The sequence below is a fragment of the Streptomyces sp. NPDC057287 genome (genome assembly GCF_042667905.1).
GTDB lineage: Bacteria > Actinomycetota > Actinomycetes > Streptomycetales > Streptomycetaceae > Streptomyces.
This window is the reverse complement of the sequence record NZ_JBHUYV010000012.1, coordinates 109,062-127,194: the sequence shown is the minus strand read 5'-3', so window position 1 is coordinate 127,194 and position 18,133 is coordinate 109,062. Positions and strand designations below refer to the sequence as shown.

Sequence of the window (18,133 nt, the reverse complement as noted above, 5' to 3'; positions counted from 1 at the left end):
GCCTACTCGACGATCTTCAGGAGCTTGTTCGGCGTGCCCTCGGTCGCGTTGGAGACGGCGTCCGGGGTGGCTCCGCCGGTGAGCGCCGCGGCGACCTCCTCAGGGGTGGCGTCCGGGTGTCCGCCGAGGTAGACCGCGGCGGCGCCGACGACGTGCGGGGTCGCCATGGACGTACCGGAGATGGTGTTCGTGGCGTCGTCGCTGTCGTTCCAGGCGGAGGTGATGTCCGATCCGGGGGCGTAGATGTCCACGACCGAACCGAAGTTGGAGAACGACGACTGCTCGTCGTCCACCGTGGACGAGGCGACGGTGATGGCCTCGGGGACGCGGGAGGGGGAGCCCTCGCCCGCGTCGCTCGACTCGTTGCCCGCGGCGACCGCGAAGGTGACGCCGGAGGCTATGGCCTTCTGCACCGCGGCGTCGAGGGCCGGGTCCGCGGATCCGCCGAGGCTCATGTTGGCGACGGACGGACCCTTGTGGTTCGTGGTGACCCAGTCGATGCCGGCGACGACCTGCTCGGTGGTGCCCGACCCCGCGTCGTCCAGGACGCGGACCGCCACGACCTTCGCCTTCTTGGCCACACCGTGGGACGCGCCCGCGATGGTGCCGGCCACATGGGTGCCGTGGCCGTTGCCGTCATCGGCGTCGTCGTCGTTGTCCACGGCGTCGAAGCCCGAAGTGGCCCGGCCCTCGAAGTCCTTGTGGGTGACACGGACACCGGTGTCGATGACGTACGCCGTGACGTCCGTGCCCGCGGCGTCCGGGTAGGTGTACGCGTCGTCGCCGGCGGTCCCGGCCTGGTCGATCCGGTCCAGACCCCAGGACGGCGGGTTGTCCTGGGTGGCGTCGATGTGGAACTTCTTGTTCTGGACGACCTTCGAGACGGCCGGGTCGGCTGCGAGCCGCTTGGCCTCGGTCTCCGAAAGCCCGTCGGCCGAGAAGCCGTTGACGGCGGAGCGGTAGTTCCGCCGGAGCGTGCCGCCGTACTCCTCGGCCAGGTCGGCCTTGTCGGCCTTCCCGTCGAGCATGACGATGTAGCTGCCGGAGACGGCGGTCGCCGCGTCCGTGCCGTAGACGGTGCCCATCGCGGGCGCCGGGGCTGCTCCCGCGAAGGGAGTGGTGAGCAGGGTGACGCCGGCGGCGGCAGCCACCGCGGTTATCGCTGCGGTGAGCTTGACCGAACGGACACGCTTGTGAATTGCCATGAAGAGGGGGTCTCCTCGTCATTCTTTGTGGGGGGATTGACCCTCGGCCGGAATATCTCCGGGGGTTGCCTCGAAACCCTGCTCGATTGACGCGCCCAGATCAAGACCTTCATGCAGCCGTCACCCAGTCGGCAAACTTTCGTCACAGCGGACCGTCACATTCCGCCTGCAAGGCGGGATATCGCCCGGCTCCACCTGCGCATTAGGACGCACAGGGGTTCCGGACGGGTGAACTCGGCCCGACCGGACGCGGGTGCTTCCGTCCGTTACGACGGAACAGAGAAACGGAATGGCATGTTTCGTTCGTGCACATCGCCAGCAATACACCCCATGCCTCTCACCAGGACACGTGGCGGACCGCCCGTTCGACGGCCCGGGACGACGATGCGCCGGGCGGCGCCGACACCCACGCGGCCGCGCCGTCCCCGGAGCCCACGACCGCCGCGACCCTGCCTGCCCAGAGCCAGCACGAGCGCCGTGCCCACGTCGCCGTCATCGGCATGGGATATGTGGGACTTCCCACCGCCCTCTCCCTGCACGCCGCGGGCCACACCGTCATCGGCATGGACACGAGCGAGGCCCGGCTGGGCGACATCCGGTCCGGCCGGGTCGATCTGCTGCCCTCCCAGCACAGCCGGCTGACGACGGCGCTCCTCGACCCGGCCTTCCGGCTGACGGCCGACCCGGCGGCGGTCATGGACGCGGACGCGGTGATCATCTGCGTGCCGACCCCGGTCGACGGACTGCTCCGGCCGGACCTGCGCGCGCTCACCGCCGCCTGCGCGTCGGTGGTGGGCCACGCGCGCCCCGGGCAGCTCCTGGTGCTCACCTCGACCAGCTACGTCGGCACCACGCGTGACCTGCTCGTCGAGCCGCTCGCCGCACGGGGGCTGCGGCCGGGCGAGGACGTCTTCGTGGCGTTCGCCCCCGAGCGGATCGACCCCGGGAACCCCTCCCACTCCCCCGACCGGACCCCGCGAGTCATCGGCGGCCTCACCCCGCGCAGCACCGAGCTCGCCGCCTCGCTGCTGGCCGGCACCGCTCCCTCCGTCCACCGGGTGGACAGCCCCGAGGCCGCCGAGATGAGCAAGCTCTGGGAGAACACCTTCCGGGCCGTCAACATCGCGTTGGCAAACGAACTGAGCGAGAGCTGCCTGGAGTTCGCCCTCGAACCCCGGCAGGTCATCGACGCCGCGGCCACCAAGCCGTACGGGTTCATGCCCTTCTACCCGGGCGCCGGCGTCGGAGGGCACTGCATCCCCTGCGACCCGCACTACCTGCTGTGGCAGCTGCGCGCGAGGAAGGTGGCGTCCCCGCTCGTGGACGCGGCCATGACGGCCATCGCCGAGCGCCCGGCCCGGGTGGCCGCGAAGGCCCGGGAGGCCTTGGCGGCACGGGGGCTGACGACCGCCGGTGCCCGCGTGCTGATCCTGGGCATCGCCTACAAGCCCGGTGTGGCCGACCTCCGCGAGAGTCCCGCGCTGGAGATCATGGATCTGCTCACCGCCTGGGGCGCCGCCGTCGGGTACACCGACGCCCTGGTGCCGTGCCTGGACCGGCACGGCGTCGTGCGCCACAGCGTCGGAGTCCCCGGCGCACCGGACTGGGACCTCGTCGTCGTGCACACCGTGCACCCGGGAACCGATCTGGACTGGCTGGACGACGGCCCCGCCGTCCTGGACGTCACCCACCGCCTTCCCAGGGCCACCACCGGTGCCGCCGTATGAGGAGGGACCCCGCCACGGCGGGTGGCCGCACGCCGAGCCGACGGGCCCTGCTCGCCGCGGCGGTCGCCACGCCGGCCGCCGGGTTCGCCGCCGCCCTCACCGCCGACACCCCTGACACGGGGCCGGCGGGGCGGGCCGCGGACGGGAAGGCCCCGGGCGGCCCGGCCTCCGCGAGCGGGACGCCGTGGCCCCCGGAGTTCGACGGCGGCCCGGCGGACGTCTTCCGTCCGGTCTTCCCCGTGGAGGGGCTGGTCACCAACGAGTACGCCCACAGCCACCCGGACTCCGGCGACGCCCGTCTTTCGGACGACTGGGCCGTCACCAGCGGATCCCTCTTCGCACACTGGGCGTTCGGGTGGACGGGAGTGCCCGACGGGGGCTCCCCCGGCCCCGGGTCCTCCCCGTACACCGGGTCCTCGGTCTTCCGGCTCGTCACCCGCCGCCGGGACTTCGGCGACGCGACCGTGCGGTGCTGGGTGTTCCTGAAGCCGCCGGGTACCACCGGGCGCACCCCCGCACAGGACTGGGACGGCGGGCACCTCTGGCTCCGCTACCACAGCGCGCAGGAGCTGTACGCCCTGAGCTTCCGCCGCCGCGACGGGGCGGTCGTTCTCAAGCGCAAACTCCCTGCGCCCGGCCGGCCCGAGGATGAGGAGGGCGTCTACACCACCCTCGCCACCCGTGAGTACGCCGTCGAGTACGGCCGATGGCACCAGGTCTCAGCCACCGTGCGCGGCTGCACCGACGATCGCGTACGGATCACGCTCGCGCTGAACGGGCGGACGGTGCTGGACGCGCAGGACAGGGAACCGGGCAGGCTGGCCGCGCCCGGCGGCCTCGGACTGCGCGGGGACAACACCGAGATGGCCTTCTTCGGCTTCACGGCCAGGGGCGGTCCCGGGCGACGGCAGTGCGCGGACTCCCTGGACGGAGGCGACCGCCCGTGACGACCCTCCACCGGCCGGCCGCCGGCCCCCTCCCCCGCCCGTCGGACACCGCCCCCGGCGACGGCCCGCCCCGCCGCCCGCGTGGGCTCGCGCGCCGTGCGGCACCCGCCGATCCCGCACTCAGGCACGGGGTGCGCCGGCTGCTCGTCCTCCTCTGCCTGATGCCCCTGCTGATCGTCCTGGCCCATCAGGCCGCACGGCTGCCGCGCCTGAACCTGCCGGTCTGCTACGGACTCGTCGTGCTGGCCGGCACGATCGCCATGCTCTACGTCGCCTACAGCCGGTACGAGGACCCGGCCGAGGGCGAACTGCGGGTGCGGCCCGGCCCGGAGGAGTCCTTCCCCCGGCTGACCGCGAACCCCAGCGTCTCCTTCCTGCTCGCCGTCAAGGACGAGGTGGACGGCATCGAGGCGTGCGTGCGCTCCATGGCGGCCTCCGACTGCCCCGGGGTGCGGATCATCGTGGTCGACGACCACTCCCAGGACGGTACGGGCGAGGTTCTGAACCGGCTCCGGGACGAGATCGGGATCACGGTCATCCACCTGGACGCCAACGTCGGGAAGAAGAACGCGCTGGTCCGTGCCTGCGAGCTCGCCGACACCGAGATCATCGCCTTCACCGACTCCGACTGCGTGCTCGCCCCCGACGCGCTGCGCCGCTGCGTGCGCGCGCTGGTCACCCACCCCGAACTGGGCGCCGTCAGCGGTCACTGCCGTGCGCTCAACACGGACGCCGGTCTGCTGGCACGGGTCCAGGACGTCTGGTACGAGGGCCAGTTCAGGGTGGCCAAGGCCGCCGAGGCGTCCTTCGGCTCGGTCTCCTGCGTCTCGGGCCCCCTGGCCGTCTTCCGCCGGGACGCCGTCTACAACTACCTCCCCGCCTGGGCCGACGACCGCTTCATGGGCGCCCCGTTCCGCTTCGCGACGGACCGCCAGCTGACCGGATACGTCCTCGGGCAGGCCTGGACGGGCAGGGCGCTCAAACGCCGCTACGCCGGATCCCCCTTCGTCGAGGAGGACTTCGCCGAGCGCCGCTGGCGCGTCGGGTACGTGCGCTCCGCGAAGGTGTGGACCGATGTGCCCGCCCGGTTCGGGCCGTTGCTCCGCCAGCAGATCCGCTGGAAGAAGAGCTTCATCCGGAACCTGTTCTTCACCGGCTCCTTCATGTGGCGCCGCGGCCCCGGGCCCGCCGCCCTCTACTACGGACACGCGCTGTGGGTCCTGGCCGCACCGGTGATGGCGTTCCGGCATCTGGTCTGGGCGCCGCTGCACGGCGCCCTCTTCCTGACCCTGCTCTACTTCTGCGGCGTGGTCCTCAAGGGCTGCGTCTGGGGGCTCGCGTACAAGATCGACCATCCCGGCGACACGCGCTGGCGCTACCGGCCGCTCATGAGCCTGTTCTCCTCGGTGCTGCTCGCCTGGCTGCTGCCGTACTCCCTGCTCACCGTCCGGCGTGGCGTGTGGTCCAGGGGTGCGTCATGAGGGATCTGGCCCGTCTGGCGTCCAGGGCGCTGGCCGCACTGCTCAGCGCGGCGGCCGTCATCGCCGTGTACCTTCTCGTGCTCTCCCGGGGGACCCTTCCGTGACCCACTCCGCACCCAAGCGGGCGCTGCTCGGGCTGCTGGCCCTGACGATGGTCTGCGTACCCTTCTACGGCGCCTGGCGCTACGAGGAGTCCCGCAGGGCGGTGACCGCCCAGGAGGCCCCTCCCGGTTCGCGGTCCGGCGGGGCCGCGGCCGTGGGCGGCACCCCCGCGGGACGGCGGGCACGTGGCACCGCCCCCGTCGTGCTGGCGTACCACGACATCGCCCGGGACCATCGCAGCCGCAGCCGCTACACGGTCACCCCCGAGGCGTTCGACGCACAGCTGGCCGCCCTCTCCGCGGCCGGCTACCGCACCCTGGGCTCCGAGGAGTTCGTCGCGTACCTCCGAGGGGGGCCGGCACCCGGCCCCCGTTCGGTCTTCCTGACCTTCGACGACGGGACGCACGGCCTCTGGGTGCACGCCGACCGCATCCTGGCCAAGTACCGCATGCGGGCGGCCGCCTTCCTCATCACCCGCGCGGTCGGGAGCCACCGCCCGTACTACCTCTCCTGGGACGAGGTCGGCCGGATGCACCGGTCGGGGCGCTGGGACTTCCAGAACCACACCCGCGACCTGCACCGCCGTGCGGCCGTGGACGCGTCGGGCCGCAGGTCCTCCGTCCTCGCCGGCCGGCTGTGGCTGCCCGGCGAGGAGCGGCGCGAGTCGGAGCGGGAGTACCGGCGGCGCGTGGAGGCGGATCTCGACCGGGCGAACGACGACATCACCCGCCACGGCCTCCCCGCGCCCGACCTGTTCGCCTATCCGTTCTCCGAGGCGGACGGACACATCTCGGTGGGGCCGACCAACCGGATCCTGCGTGCGGCGCTCGCGTCGCGGTTCGCCGCGGCCCTGACCAACAGCTCCGCCCGGCCGCTTCCGGCCGGACGGAGGGCGGCGGAGGCCCGTGAGGTACGACGGGTGGAGATCACCGCGGGCACCGCGGTCGGGGACCTCATGGCCGACGTCGAACGCTGGACGGCCGTCACCCCGGCCGCGTGCCCCGCCCCTCTCACACAGCCGGCGCTCTGGCAGCACGAGGACCGTGCCGGCACCACCGGAGTGGGGGTGTTCACCGGCGCCGGGCCCTACCCCCGCGCCACGGGGTACATCGCTGCCGCGTACCGGCCGGAGAGTTCTGCCGACTGGAGCGGCTACACCGTGGACGCCAGGGCCGGCGGGCTGCGCGACGCCCGGAACAACGTCCGTCTGATCGTGCGCGACGGCAGTCTCGCCCCCGTCGCGGTCGGACTCAGCTACAGCTACGTGCGTCTGCTGGAGTTCCGGGGCGGCCGCTGGCACGAGACCGCCCGCCGCAGGCTGAACGACTCCGCCGGGCACCGGGTGCGCATCACCGTGGAGGAGGACCGGACCGTGGCCGTCGTGGACGGCAGGACGCGGATCGAGCAGGCCGTGCGCGCTGCCGGGGGCGACGCGACCGGAGGTCTCCGCGTGAGCGTGCGCAACGGCGGCCCCGGCGGCGCCTGGCCACGCTTCACCTCACTGGCAGTTCGGCCTCGATGAGGTCGGCCGCCCGCGCCGTGCCGCCCTCGCCCGCCATCCGCTCCCGGATCCGTGCCAGCCGGGCCGCGACGTCGGGGTCGCCCGTCAGGGCGAGGACGGCGGCGCGCAGGGACGCGGCGTCGGCCTCCTCCTTCGGCAGGTGCCGGGCCACACCGAGCGACTGGAGCATGTCGGCGTTGCCGAACTGGTCGACGGCCTGCGGGACCGCGACCATCGGCGTGCCGGTGGCGAGCCCTTCCTGGCTGCCGCCCGCGCCGGCATGGGTGATGAAGGCGTCCGCCTGCTTCAGCACGGACAGCTGCGGGACCCAGGAGTGCACCTCGACGTTGTCCGGCACGTCCCCGAGTGCGCGGGGGTCGACGTGCGTGCCGATCTGCAGCACCACGTGCCAGCCCGGGAGACCGCCGAACGCCTCGACGCACGCGCGGTAGAAGGCGGGCTCGTCGGTGTACGAGGATCCGAGGGAGACCAGGAGGACCTTCTCGGCGTCGGCCGGCCGCTTCCACTCGCCCTGGTCGGACCGCTCGCCCTGGCAGGCGCCGACGAAGGTGAACCTGTCGTGGTCCACCCGGTCGGCGTTCGGCTGGAGGGCCTCGGGGATCAGCACCAGGCCGCGGCGCGGGCGGGCCACGAAGTCGTCCGACGAGAGGTCGCCCAGACCGTTCTCGGAGAGCCAGGCCGCGAAGCGCGCGTAGTACGCCCGGCCCCGTTCGGTCTGCTTCAGGCCGGCGGTCGCGGGGTCCCCCACCTCCTTCTCGTACCCCTCCCACGGGACCAGGTTGGGCCAGAGCTGGACGGCCGGCACGCCCCACCGGTGGGCGAGGACGCGGGCCGGGTAGGAGGTGATGTCGTGCAGGACGAGGTCCGGCTCGTCCCCCTCGAAGGCGTCGGCGAGCTGCGGCAGGGCCTGGACGGCGTCCCTCAGGAACGGCTCGATGTTGTCGATGAGTTCGGTCCCCCACTCCTCCGGGTTGTCGGCGGTGGGCAGTACCGAGGTGTAGATCACCGGCTCGGCACCGGTGGCGGCGACCGTCCCGGCGAACGAGGCCGGAATGGCGTAACTGACACGGTGCCCACGGGCGACGAGCTCCCGGATCACTTCGAGGCTCGGGTTCACGTGCCCGTGGGCGGCGATGGAGAACATGGCGATGTGGGCACGCGGGGTCGCTGTCATGCCACCACCGTAAGCGAGACGATACGTCTCGTCCAGCCATTTTCCGGTTCCGGTGCCGCGACCGGATCAGCGCTGATAGCGGGCCAGAACCCGGTTCCCGTCGTCGACCAGGCGTTTCTTCAGCTCCTCGGTGTCGATGGCCCCGCTGTAGTACTCCTGCAGCGCGGGCGTGGCGACCTTGTCCTTCCACTCGGGATAGCCGCGGACCGACTGCGCGGGGGCGGGGCGCAGGTCCCGGGCGAGGGCGGTGCCCGCCGCCCAGCCGTTCTCCTCGGTGTGCAGCGCGGGATCGGCCAGCGCCTCGGTGCCGGTCGGCAGCATCCAGTCCCCCCTGGCAAGCCGCACCATGTTCGCGGGGCGCAGCAGGAAGTCGATGAACCGCACGGCCTCCTTCTTGTGCGGGCTGTCCTCGGCGACCGAGAGGGTCTGCGGGCTGACGCCCTGGGCGAGCCCACCGCTGCCGGCCGGGGCGGGCAGCACCGTCCACCCGAAGCCCTCGGGCGCCTGCTCGACGACCTGCTGGCGGTAGGAGAAGCCCAGCGGGACCATGGCGTACTTGCCGCCGAAGAAGCCCGGGAGCGTGTCCGAACCCCCCATGCCGAGCGCCGAACGCGCCGCACTGCCGTCCGCGCCGACCTGGTCCCGGACGGTTCCGGGCATGACCCCGTCGCCCTCGTCGAAGCGGATGGTCACCTTGCCGTCCGCACCGCGGTGGAAGAGCTGCCCGCCCGCGGACAGGCCGAGGTTGAGCGTGACGGAGACCGGCTCCTTGAGGGGCCAGGCCACCCCGTAGGTGCCCTTCTTGGTCAGCTTCGCGGTGACCTTCCGGAACTCGGGCCAGCTCCAGGGTTTCTCCGGGGTCGGGATCCGTACGCCCGAGGACTCGAGGATCTCCGTGTTGGCGATCAGGACCTTGGGTTCCTGGAGGAACGGGACGCCGTAGACGCCGTCGCCGAAGGTGGTCGTCTCCCAGGACCGCCGCGGGATGTCCCCGGTCAGCCGCTCGGGCAGCAGGGTCCGCAGATCGGCGAGGTATCCCCCGCAGGCGAAGTCGGCGAGGTCGTCGGAGGCGTCGTGGATGATGTCGGGCGCCTCTCCGCCCTCGAAGGAGGTGAGCAGCTGGTCGTGGACGTTGTCCCAGCTGCCCTGGACGTAGTCCACCTGGACGTCCGGGTGAGCGGCGTTCCACTCGCGCACGAGCTGCTTGTTGGCGTCGACGGACTCCTTCTGCCAGGCGAGCGACTGGAAGCTGAGCCGGATCGTGCCGTCCGCGTCCGTGCCGCGGTCGCCCTCCCCCGAGCAGCCGGCCAGCAGGAGGACGAGCGCGGTCAGCGCGGCGGCCGTCGCGGTGAGGCGGCGGGGCATCAGTGCTTCACCGCCCCGGCCGTCAGACCGCCCGTGATGCGCTTCTGGATGACCGCGAAGAGCACGAGCGAGGGAAGGGTCGCGAGGAAGGCGGCGGCGGCGAGCGGTCCGAGGTCGGCCACGCCCTCCGCGCCGAGGAAGTGGGTGAGTACGACCGGCAAGGTCTGCTTCTCCGGTGTCTTGAGCAGGACGAGCGCGAAGAAGAACTCGTTCCATGCGGTGATGAACGCGAAGAGTGCGGTGGCGACGATCCCGGGGGCCAGCAGCGGCGCGACGACCGACACGAGGATGCGCGCCCTCCCGGCGCCGTCCACCGCTGCGGCCTCCTCCAGTTCGGGCGGGACGGCCCTCACGTACCCGGCGAGCATCCAGAGCGCGAAGGGCAGCGACCAGACGACGTACACCAGGATCAGCCCCCACAGCGAGTTGATCAGATGCAGGTGCTTGAGGACCAGGAACAGCGGAATGATCACCAGGACGAAGGGGAACGCCTGGCTGACCACGACCCACCCGGTGGCGGCCGTGGAGAGCCTGCCCCGGTGGCGCGCCATCACATAGGCCATGGGCGTGGCGATGACGACGGCGATCAGGGCGGCGCAGAGCGCGGCGGTGAGCGAGTTGGCCGCCGCCCGGAGCAGCGGCTGCTCGTCGAAGGCCTGCCGGAAGTTGTCCAGCGTCGGGTCCTCGGGAATCCACGTGGGGTGCAGCGAGCCCAGCTCACGGGCCGGCTTGAAGGCGGTGGAGATCAGCCAGAGGAAGGGGAACGCCAGGAAGACGAGGTAGCACAGGAGGGCGGCGTACTGCCCGGCGCGTGCGGTTCTGCCCGTACGGAGGCTCATGCGTCCTCGCCTCCCCTGAGCCGGCCGGCGAGGTAGAGGGCGAGAAGCACCGAGATGACGGCGACCATCACGCAGCCCATCGCGGCGGCGTATCCGAACTGTCCGTACCGGAAGGCCTCTTCGTAGGCGAAGAGCATGGGCAGCCGGGTGCGGCCGCCCGGTCCGCCGCTGGTCAGGACGTAGACCAGGGCGAAGGAGTTGAAGTTCCAGATGAAGTTGAGGGCGCTGATGGCGAGGGCCACGGGCCTGATGGCGGGCCAGGTGACCGTACGGAAACGGCGCCAGGCTCCCGCGCCGTCGAGGGCGGCCGCCTCGTGGAGTTCGTGCGGGGTGTTCTGCAGGCCCGCCAGCAGCGCCACGGTGGTCTGCGGCATACCGGCCCAGACGCCGACGACTATCACCGCGGGCAGCGCGGTGGCGAGTCCGGTCAGCCAGTCCCTGCCGTCACCGAGCCCGAGGTCGCGGACGGTCTCGTTGAGGATGCCGGCGTCGGGGTTGTAGACCAGGCGCCACATGATCCCGACGACGACCTCGGGCATGGCCCAGGGGATGATCGCCAGCGCCCTGGCGAGCCAGCGCATCCGCAGGTTCGCGTCGAGCAGCAAGGCGAGGCCGAGGGCGAGCACGAACTGCGGCACCGTGACCCCGACCGCCCACAGCAGACCGATCCGGAACGAGTCCCAGAAGAGGGTGTCGTGCAGGAGGTCCTGGAAGTTGAGGACACCGATCCACTGGGTGGAGCGGGTGCGGCCCGACTGCGCGTCGGTGAAGGCCAGCGCGATGCCGTACAGCAGGGGGCCGACACTCAGGATCAGGATCGGGATCAGTGCCGGCAGCACCAGGAACCAGGCCGATCCGTCCCGTGGGCGGCCTTCACCCCGTCGACTCCGAGGGGCTTTTCGCCCGGACCGCGCCGTCGCGGTCGCCAGTGTCATGAATTCGACCCCTTTACCTGATTGGATCGGTTTCATTCCCCTATGGCCGCCCGGGCGGCCCCCGTCATCGTGCTGACGGGTCGCCCGTTCGTCAAGGTGGCCTGCGGGGATGAGAAAATCGGGCCATGGACGAAATGCGCGCGCGCGAGGTACTGACGGCCGCCGGACTGCCCGGTGGCGCGGAGCTCCTCGCGCTGGGCGAGAACGCGGTGTTCGCCGTCGGCGACGTGGTGGCCAAGGTCGGCCGGGACGCGACCCACCACCCGGAGCTGCGGGAGCGTGCCGAGCGCGAGGTGGCCGTCGCCCGGTGGCTCGCAGCCTCGGGCGTACCCGCGGTACAGGCCGCCGAACCCCTGGCCCGCCTCGTGGAGGGGCATCCGGTGACCCTGTGGCACAGGTTGCCCGAGGCCGTGCGGCCGTCCGAACCGCGCGATCTGGCCCCGCTGCTCACCCAGGTGCACGCGCTCCCCGCCCCGGAGGACTTCACGCTGCCGCGCCGCGAGCTGCTCGGCGGTGTCGAGCGGTGGCTGCGGCTCGCCGGCGACGCGATCGATCCCGCCGACGCCGACTACCTGCGAGGCCGGCGCGACGGCTTCGCGAAGGCCGCGGCGGCCCTTGCCCCGCATCTGGCACCGGGGCCCGTCCACGGCGACGCGCTGCCCCGCAACGTCCACGTCGGCCCGGACGGTCCGGTGCTGGTCGACCTGGAGACCTTCTCCGCGGATCTGCGCGAACACGACCTGGTGGTCCTCGCCCTCTCCCGCGACCGGTACGGCCTGCCCGCCCCCGCCTACGACGCGTTCACCGAGGCGTACGGATGGGACGTGCGCACCTGGGAAGGGTGCGCGGTGTTGCGCGGCGCGCGCGAGACGGCGAGCTGCGCCTGGGTCTCCCAGCACGCACCGGAGAACCCGAAGGCCCTGGCGGAATTCCGGCGCAGGGTCGCCTCACTGCGCGAGGACGACTCCGAGGTGCGCTGGTACCCCTTCTGAACAGGCCTGCGCAGGAGGAGAGCGAGACCTCCACCAGGTGAATCGCACACTCCCCCGTGCGGCGCACTTACGGGACTTCGTGCGCACGGTCCGCCCGGACACCGGCGGGACCCCGTGACGGGTCGCACGGAGACCGCCTGCCTTGCACCGGCAATCCGACCCCTCATAGGTTGACCTCATGGGACTCTTCGACACGCTGACCGGAACCAGGCGCCCCGAGGACGACGTCGAGACGCGCCCGGCCGAGGAGGTGCGGACCACCCTCCTCGGGCTCAACAGCCCGGATGTCCCGTACGTCGTCCGCGACGGGGCGGAGTACGACGCCGACCTGGTCGCGGAGTGGCGGATCGCCGAACCCGCGTGGCAGAACTTCTTCCTCTCCTCCCAGCTGACGCATGCCATCCGGATCCGTATGCGCCTGGCCGAAGAGGGCTCTGAGGTACGCGCCGTGGAGGAGCAGTGGGAGTTGACCCGCGTCGGTAACCCCCCGCGCTTCCGGACGTCGGCGGAGTACTCGCGCGGCGCGGGCAGGACCGTCTCCCGCCGCTACACGCTCAAGCGCGGGGAGAGCGGGCGCCTCGAGGCGACGGAGACGTTCAGCTTCGACAGCGCGCAGCTCACCGAACCCCTGCGGAACGCCGCTCTCACGTCGGGCTGGACCTGGCGTGGAGTGATCTTCGGTAAACTCTGACGTCGACGGGGCCCGACGAGGCGTGTCGGCCCGCGACTTCCCCCACCGCTTGCCGGACCCGTCCGCCCTGACAGGGATCTTCCCGGCATGGCCCCCACCTGCTGCCGTACGCTGTCCGGCTCCTTCCGGCAGGATCTCCGGCGCACGGCGCCACGTAGGCTACCGGCGTCCTCCTTGATCATTCGGAATTGGAGCCCCCATGGCCATATCCCGCTCGACCGCGGTGAAGTGGAGTCTCACGGCCGTGACCGCAGGTGCGCTGCTCGCCGGCTGCTCGGCGTCGGTCAACGTCGGAACCTCCGAGCCGAAGCTGTCGGCGGAGAAGCTGGCCACCACGGTCTCCGAGAAGCTCGCCCGGACGACGGGCCGGCCGAAGCCGGACATCAGCTGCCCCGAGGACCTCGCCGGGAGGGTCGGCACCAAGACCCGGTGCAAGCTCACGGCGGACGACGGCAGCACCCTCGGTGTGACGGTCACCGTCAGCTCGGTCGAGGGAGAGCAGATCAACTTCGACATCAAGGCCGACGAGACGGCATCGCCGGCTCCCGACTGATGCCCCGGATCAGCCCCTTCCGCCCGCCGGCTCCCGCCTCCGGGGGATGAGCGGCCAGGCGGGCTCGACGACGGCCGCCGGGTCCGCGGTGCGCCGTAGGTAGGCCTGCAGGGAGAGCGACTGCTCGGCGGCCGCGTGCACCTGAAGACCGTGCAGGTCGTCCAGCGGCATCACGCCGACGGGCTGGTGCCTCTCCCCCATGCGCCGCACCACGAGGGCGGCGGCCAAGGCGTCCGCCCTCGCGTCGTGGGCGTCCTCGAGCGACACCCCGTAGTGGGCGCACAGCGCGTGGAGGGCCCGCTTCCCCTTGCGGTACTTGTCGACGTGCTTGTCGATCACGAGCGGATCGATGACGGGCGAAGGCGCGTCACCCAGCCTCTCGCTGACCGACTCGACCCCGTACCTCCGGCACTCACGGTCGAGCAGCGACAGGTCGTAGCGTGCGTTCATCACCACCAGGGGCGTGCCCGAGCGCAGCCCTTCGGCGACCGCCCGGGTGATCTCCTCGATCGCCGCGGCGGCCGGCAGGCCGTGCTCGCGGGCGCGGTCCGTCGAGATGCCGTGGATCGCCGAGGCCTGTTCCGGTATGGCCACACCGGGATCCAGCAGCCAGGTCCGCTCCTCCGAGACGGATCCGTCCGCTTCCAGCCGGACGACCGCTGCCGTCACGATCCGGTCGGTCTCGACGTCCGTGCCCGTGGTCTCCAGGTCGAACGCCAGCAGCGGCCCGCTCATCCAGCTCATCCCGTACCTCCTCCTGTGGTGCTTTCCCCCAAGTGACGACCACCTTCGCACGCACCACTGACAACGCGGGAAGAGGCGTCAGGAGACGGGCCGGGAGTCCGTCCAGACCGACTCGAACTCCTCGCGGTACGTCTCGAAGAGGCCGTGCTCACTGTCCTGCCCCGCCCTGACCACCGCACGCCCTCCGCCGCGCAGCACCAGCACGGGTGCCTCCATGCCGCGTGCGCGCCGGAGATACGGCTGGACGACCCCGACCGCGTCGGACCCGTCGCCGTCCACCAGGTAGGCGGTGAAGCGCGGTGTCTCGTCGAAGACGTGGATCTGGAAGGCGCCCGGGTCGCGGAGCTTGGAGCGGACCCGGCGCATGTGGAGGATGTTCATCTCCACGGAGCGGCTCAGTTCGCCCTTCTTGAGACCCAGTTCGCGCTCGCGCCGTTTCACCGCGCTGCTCGCGGGGTTGATGAACAGCAGCCGGACGCGGCACCCCGACTCGGCGAGGCGGACCAGGCGGCGCCCCGAGAAGTTCTGCGTGAGGAGGTTGAGCCCTATGCCGATCGCGTCCAGCCGGCGCGCACCGCCGAACAGGTCCTCGGCGGGCAGCTGGCGCTGCAGCCGCACCCGGTCCGGATGGACGGAGACGACGTCGGCGTAGCGGTCGCCGACCAGCTCCTCCACCGCGTCCACGGGCAGCCGGTCGGCGGACGGGACCGCGGCACCGCTGCCGAGGATCTCCAGGAGCCGTGCGGAGGCCCGCTCGGCCTGCGCCAGGACCGCCTCGTTCAGCGCGCGGTTGCGGGAGACGACGTTGCGCGCGACCTCCAGCTCGTCCAGGGCGAGCTCCACCTCGCGGCGGTCGTCGAAGTACGGCTCGAAGCACGGCCAGTGCTGGACCATCAGCTCGCGCAGTTGCGGCAGCGTCAGGAAGCTCAGGACGTTGTCGTCGGCCGGGTCGAGCAGATAGCCCTTGCGGCGCGAGACCTCCCGGACCGCGACGGCGCGCTGCACCCACTCCTGGCCGGCGGGCCCCGCGGCGGCCACCACCCAGTCCTCGCCGTGCACCGGCTCGTAGATCGGCCGGATCACGGCGGAGACCACGGCGCGCAGCCGCTGTTCCACGAGATTCAGCCAGATGTACGCACGCCCCGCCCGCTGGGCCCGTGTGCGGACCTCGTTCCAGGCGTCCGCTCCCCAGTCCAGCTCAGCACCGATCTCCATGGGCTGCGCGAGGGAGACAGCGCCCGGCGGGGCATCGGTCGATTCCCCCTCGTGACCTGCGTCACCTGGGGGCAGCTCGAATCCTCCCGAGCTCACCCGTGTACCGCCTTCCACTCCCCCACCAACGATCAAGGAAGGGTACTCCGGCAGCGGGAGCCGGTGCAGCCGGATGCACAGGCTCCTTACTCAACTCCCCTATGTCGCAGGCCCGTTCCTTGCGGTGAGATCGGGTGGAGTGAGATGGTTCATAGCGATTGTTCACCCTCTCGCATGCCGCATACCGGACGGAGGAGCTGTCGGGAGGCCCGTGACGCCTGTCCGGGCGACACCGAGGTGTCCCAGGTTGACCGGCCCGGTGGGACCGCGTCGACGGGACCCGGCCGCACCGGCCGACGTACTAGGTACAGGACCGTCTTTCGGGGAGTATCGGGTCGAAATCACCCAGCACCCGGATCAGAAGTGGAAGAGTCCTATCTATGCAGGTCTGGCCGGGACACGCGTATCCGCTCGGCGCCACGTACGACGGCGCCGGAACCAACTTCGCGGTCTTCTCGGAGGCCGCCGACCGAATCGAGTTGTGCCTGCTGCACGACGACGGTTCAGAAACGGCGGTGGAACTCCGCGAGACCGACGCCTTCGTCCGTCACGCCTATCTGCCCGGGGTGATGCCGGGGCAGCGGTACGGCTTCCGGGTGCACGGACCCTACGAGCCGCAGCACGGGCAGCGCTGCAATTCGGCGAAACTGCTCCTCGACCCGTACGCACGTGCGATCTCGGGGCAGATCCAGTGGGGCGAGGCGGTGTACGGCTACCCCTTCGGCAAGCCGGACGAGCGCAACGACCTCGACTCGGCCCCGCACACCATGAGCTCGGTCGTGGTCAACCCCTACTTCGACTGGGGTGACGACCGCCGCCCGCGTACCGACTACCACCGCACGGTGATCTACGAGGCCCACGTGAAGGGCCTGACGATGCTTCACCCGGGCCTGCCCGAGGAGCTCCGCGGCACCTACGCGGGGCTCGCGCATCCCGAGATCATCGCCCATCTGACAGAACTCGGCGTCACCGCGGTCGAGCTCATGCCGGTGCACCAGTTCGTCCAGGACCACCGTCTCGCCGACGCCGGTCTGGCCAACTACTGGGGCTACAACACCATCGGCTTCTTCGCCCCGCACAACGCCTACGCCTCCTGGGGCGACCGGGGCGAGCAGGTGCTGGAGTTCAAGCAGGCGGTGAAGGCGCTGCACCAGGCGGGCATCGAGGTCATCCTCGACGTGGTCTACAACCACACGGCGGAGGGCAACCACCTCGGTCCGACCCTCTCCTTCCGGGGTCTGGACAACGCCTCGTACTACCGCCTGGCCGACGACCAGAAGTACTACATGGACACCACGGGGACAGGGAACTCCCTGCTGATGCGGTCCCCGCACGTCCTGCAGATGATCATGGACTCCCTGCGGTACTGGGTGACCGAGATGCATGTGGACGGTTTCCGCTTCGACCTGGCGGCGACGCTCGCCCGCCAGTTCCACGAGGTCGACCGGCTGTCCTCCTTCTTCGACCTGGTGCAGCAGGACCCGGTGGTGAGCCAGGTGAAGCTGATCGCCGAGCCCTGGGACGTGGGCGAGGGCGGCTACCAGGTGGGGAACTTCCCGCCGCTGTGGACCGAGTGGAACGGCAAGTACCGGGACACGGTGCGGGACCTGTGGCGGGGTGAGCCCCGCACCCTCGCGGAGTTCGCCGGGCGCCTCACGGGCTCCTCGGACCTCTACCAGGACGACGGCCGGCGTCCGCTCGCCTCGATCAACTTCACCACCTGCCACGACGGTTTCACGCTGCACGACCTCGTCTCGTACAACGACAAGCGCAACGACGCCAACGGCGAGGGCAACCGGGACGGCGAGAGCCACAACCGCTCGTGGAACTGCGGGGCGGAGGGTGAGACCGAGGACAAGGAGATCCTGGAGCTGCGCAGCCGTCAGATGCGCAACTTCATCGCCACGCTGATGCTCTCCCAGGGCGTGCCCATGCTGAGCCACGGCGACGAGTTCGCCCGCACCCAGCGGGGCAACAACAACGGCTACTGCCAGGACAACGAGCTCTCCTGGGTCCACTGGCCCGATCCGGATGCTGCCGCACGCACCGACGACGGCGAGGGGGAAGGGGGCGGCACGGACACGAGCCTGCTGGAGTTCACCCGGTCGATGGTCTGGCTCCGCCGCGACCACCCGGTCTTCCGGCGCAGGCGCTTCTTCCACGGCCGACCGGTGGAGGGCACGCACGACGAGCTGTCCGACATCGCGTGGTTCACCCCCAGGGGCGAGGAGATGACCCAGCGGGACTGGCAGGCCGCGCACGCCAAGGCGATGACGGTCTTCCTGAACGGCCACGCGATCTCCGAGCCGGGCCCGCGCGGTGAGCGGATCGCCGACGACTCGTTCCTGCTCATGTTCAACGCGGGCGCGGAGTCCCTGGAATTCGCCGTCCCGATGAACCACGGCAAGCAGTGGCAGGTCGTCGTGGACACGGCGATCCCGGACGGGGTGCCGCCCGGCGCGGGGCCCAAGGTGTCGGCGGGTGAGCGGGTGACCCTGCTCGGGCGCAGCCTGACGGTGCTCAAGCGTCCGGCGTAGACCGATGG

The 18,133-nt window shown here is 71.3% G+C and carries 15 protein-coding genes; 8 read left to right on the top strand and 7 right to left on the bottom strand.

The window, feature by feature from the left end:
* Nucleotides 1-2: 2 nt before the first annotated feature.
* The gene (locus ACFUNE_RS23450; protein WP_383571309.1) at nt 3-1,205 is read right to left on the bottom strand and encodes a S8 family peptidase; all 1,203 of its coding nucleotides are present in this window, start codon (nt 1,203-1,205) and stop codon (nt 3-5) included.
* A 305-nt stretch (nt 1,206-1,510) separates the two neighbouring features.
* On the opposite strand from ACFUNE_RS23450, the gene ACFUNE_RS23445 reads away from it, so the two are divergent.
* The 4 genes from ACFUNE_RS23445 (at nt 1,511) to ACFUNE_RS23430 (ending at nt 6,984) form a co-directional block, all read left to right on the top strand.
* On the top strand, nt 1,511-2,932 hold the full coding sequence (locus ACFUNE_RS23445) for a nucleotide sugar dehydrogenase (RefSeq protein WP_383571306.1): 1,422 nt from the start codon (nt 1,511-1,513) through the stop codon (nt 2,930-2,932).
* Nucleotides 2,929-3,879, top strand: a complete 951-nt coding sequence (locus ACFUNE_RS23440) for a hypothetical protein (protein ID WP_383571303.1) — start codon at nt 2,929-2,931, stop codon at nt 3,877-3,879. Before ACFUNE_RS23445 ends, ACFUNE_RS23440 begins: the two co-directional genes overlap by 4 nt.
* The gene (locus tag ACFUNE_RS23435) at nt 3,876-5,360 is read left to right on the top strand and encodes a glycosyltransferase (RefSeq protein WP_383571300.1); all 1,485 of its coding nucleotides are present in this window, start codon (nt 3,876-3,878) and stop codon (nt 5,358-5,360) included. Before ACFUNE_RS23440 ends, ACFUNE_RS23435 begins: the two co-directional genes overlap by 4 nt.
* Before the next feature lie 100 nt (nt 5,361-5,460).
* Nucleotides 5,461-6,984 carry a polysaccharide deacetylase family protein gene (locus tag ACFUNE_RS23430; protein WP_383571297.1) on the top strand — a complete coding sequence of 508 codons (1,524 nt, stop codon included), beginning with the start codon at nt 5,461-5,463 and terminating at the stop codon, nt 6,982-6,984.
* Here ACFUNE_RS23430 and mgt read toward each other — a convergent pair.
* From mgt to ACFUNE_RS23410, 4 genes are all read right to left on the bottom strand, one after another.
* Nucleotides 6,956-8,158, bottom strand: coding sequence for a macrolide-inactivating glycosyltransferase (gene mgt, locus ACFUNE_RS23425; protein ID WP_383571295.1), 1,203 nt, complete (start codon nt 8,156-8,158; stop codon nt 6,956-6,958). The genes ACFUNE_RS23430 and mgt overlap by 29 nt on opposite strands.
* A gap of 66 nt (nt 8,159-8,224) precedes the next feature.
* Nucleotides 8,225-9,523 (bottom strand): ABC transporter substrate-binding protein, encoded by a 1,299-nt coding sequence (locus ACFUNE_RS23420; RefSeq protein ID WP_383571292.1) that lies wholly within the window; start codon nt 9,521-9,523, stop codon nt 8,225-8,227.
* Nucleotides 9,523-10,362, bottom strand: a complete 840-nt coding sequence (locus tag ACFUNE_RS23415) for a carbohydrate ABC transporter permease (RefSeq protein ID WP_383571289.1) — start codon at nt 10,360-10,362, stop codon at nt 9,523-9,525. The genes ACFUNE_RS23420 and ACFUNE_RS23415 overlap by 1 nt, the downstream gene beginning before the upstream one ends.
* Nucleotides 10,359-11,297, bottom strand: coding sequence for a carbohydrate ABC transporter permease (locus tag ACFUNE_RS23410; RefSeq protein ID WP_383571286.1), 939 nt, complete (start codon nt 11,295-11,297; stop codon nt 10,359-10,361). The genes ACFUNE_RS23415 and ACFUNE_RS23410 overlap by 4 nt, the downstream gene beginning before the upstream one ends.
* Nucleotides 11,298-11,422: 125 nt before the next feature.
* Between ACFUNE_RS23410 and ACFUNE_RS23405 the strand changes: the two genes are divergently transcribed.
* From ACFUNE_RS23405 to ACFUNE_RS23395, 3 genes are all read left to right on the top strand, one after another.
* Nucleotides 11,423-12,289: a phosphotransferase gene (locus tag ACFUNE_RS23405; protein WP_383571283.1), complete on the top strand. Its 867-nt coding sequence runs from the start codon at nt 11,423-11,425 to the stop codon at nt 12,287-12,289.
* A 178-nt stretch (nt 12,290-12,467) separates the two neighbouring features.
* Complete coding sequence (locus ACFUNE_RS23400) at nt 12,468-12,980, top strand: hypothetical protein (RefSeq protein ID WP_383571280.1); 513 nt, start codon at nt 12,468-12,470, stop codon at nt 12,978-12,980.
* Between the two features lie 199 nt (nt 12,981-13,179).
* Complete coding sequence (locus ACFUNE_RS23395) at nt 13,180-13,533, top strand: DUF4333 domain-containing protein (protein WP_383571277.1); 354 nt, start codon at nt 13,180-13,182, stop codon at nt 13,531-13,533.
* 9 nt (nt 13,534-13,542) lie between these two features.
* Here the strand turns inward: ACFUNE_RS23395 and ACFUNE_RS23390 are convergent, their stop codons facing one another.
* Nucleotides 13,543-14,277: a 3'-5' exonuclease gene (locus ACFUNE_RS23390; protein ID WP_383571274.1), complete on the bottom strand. Its 735-nt coding sequence runs from the start codon at nt 14,275-14,277 to the stop codon at nt 13,543-13,545.
* Nucleotides 14,278-14,355: 78 nt separating this feature from the next.
* A complete protein-coding gene (locus tag ACFUNE_RS23385; RefSeq protein WP_203183260.1) occupies nt 14,356-15,588 on the bottom strand; it encodes an SAV2148 family HEPN domain-containing protein in 1,233 nt (410 codons plus the stop codon).
* Between the two features lie 380 nt (nt 15,589-15,968).
* Between ACFUNE_RS23385 and glgX the strand changes: the two genes are divergently transcribed.
* Nucleotides 15,969-18,125 carry a glycogen debranching protein GlgX gene (glgX, locus tag ACFUNE_RS23380; RefSeq protein WP_383571271.1) on the top strand — a complete coding sequence of 719 codons (2,157 nt, stop codon included), beginning with the start codon at nt 15,969-15,971 and terminating at the stop codon, nt 18,123-18,125.
* The last annotated feature ends 8 nt before the right edge of the window (nt 18,126-18,133 follow it).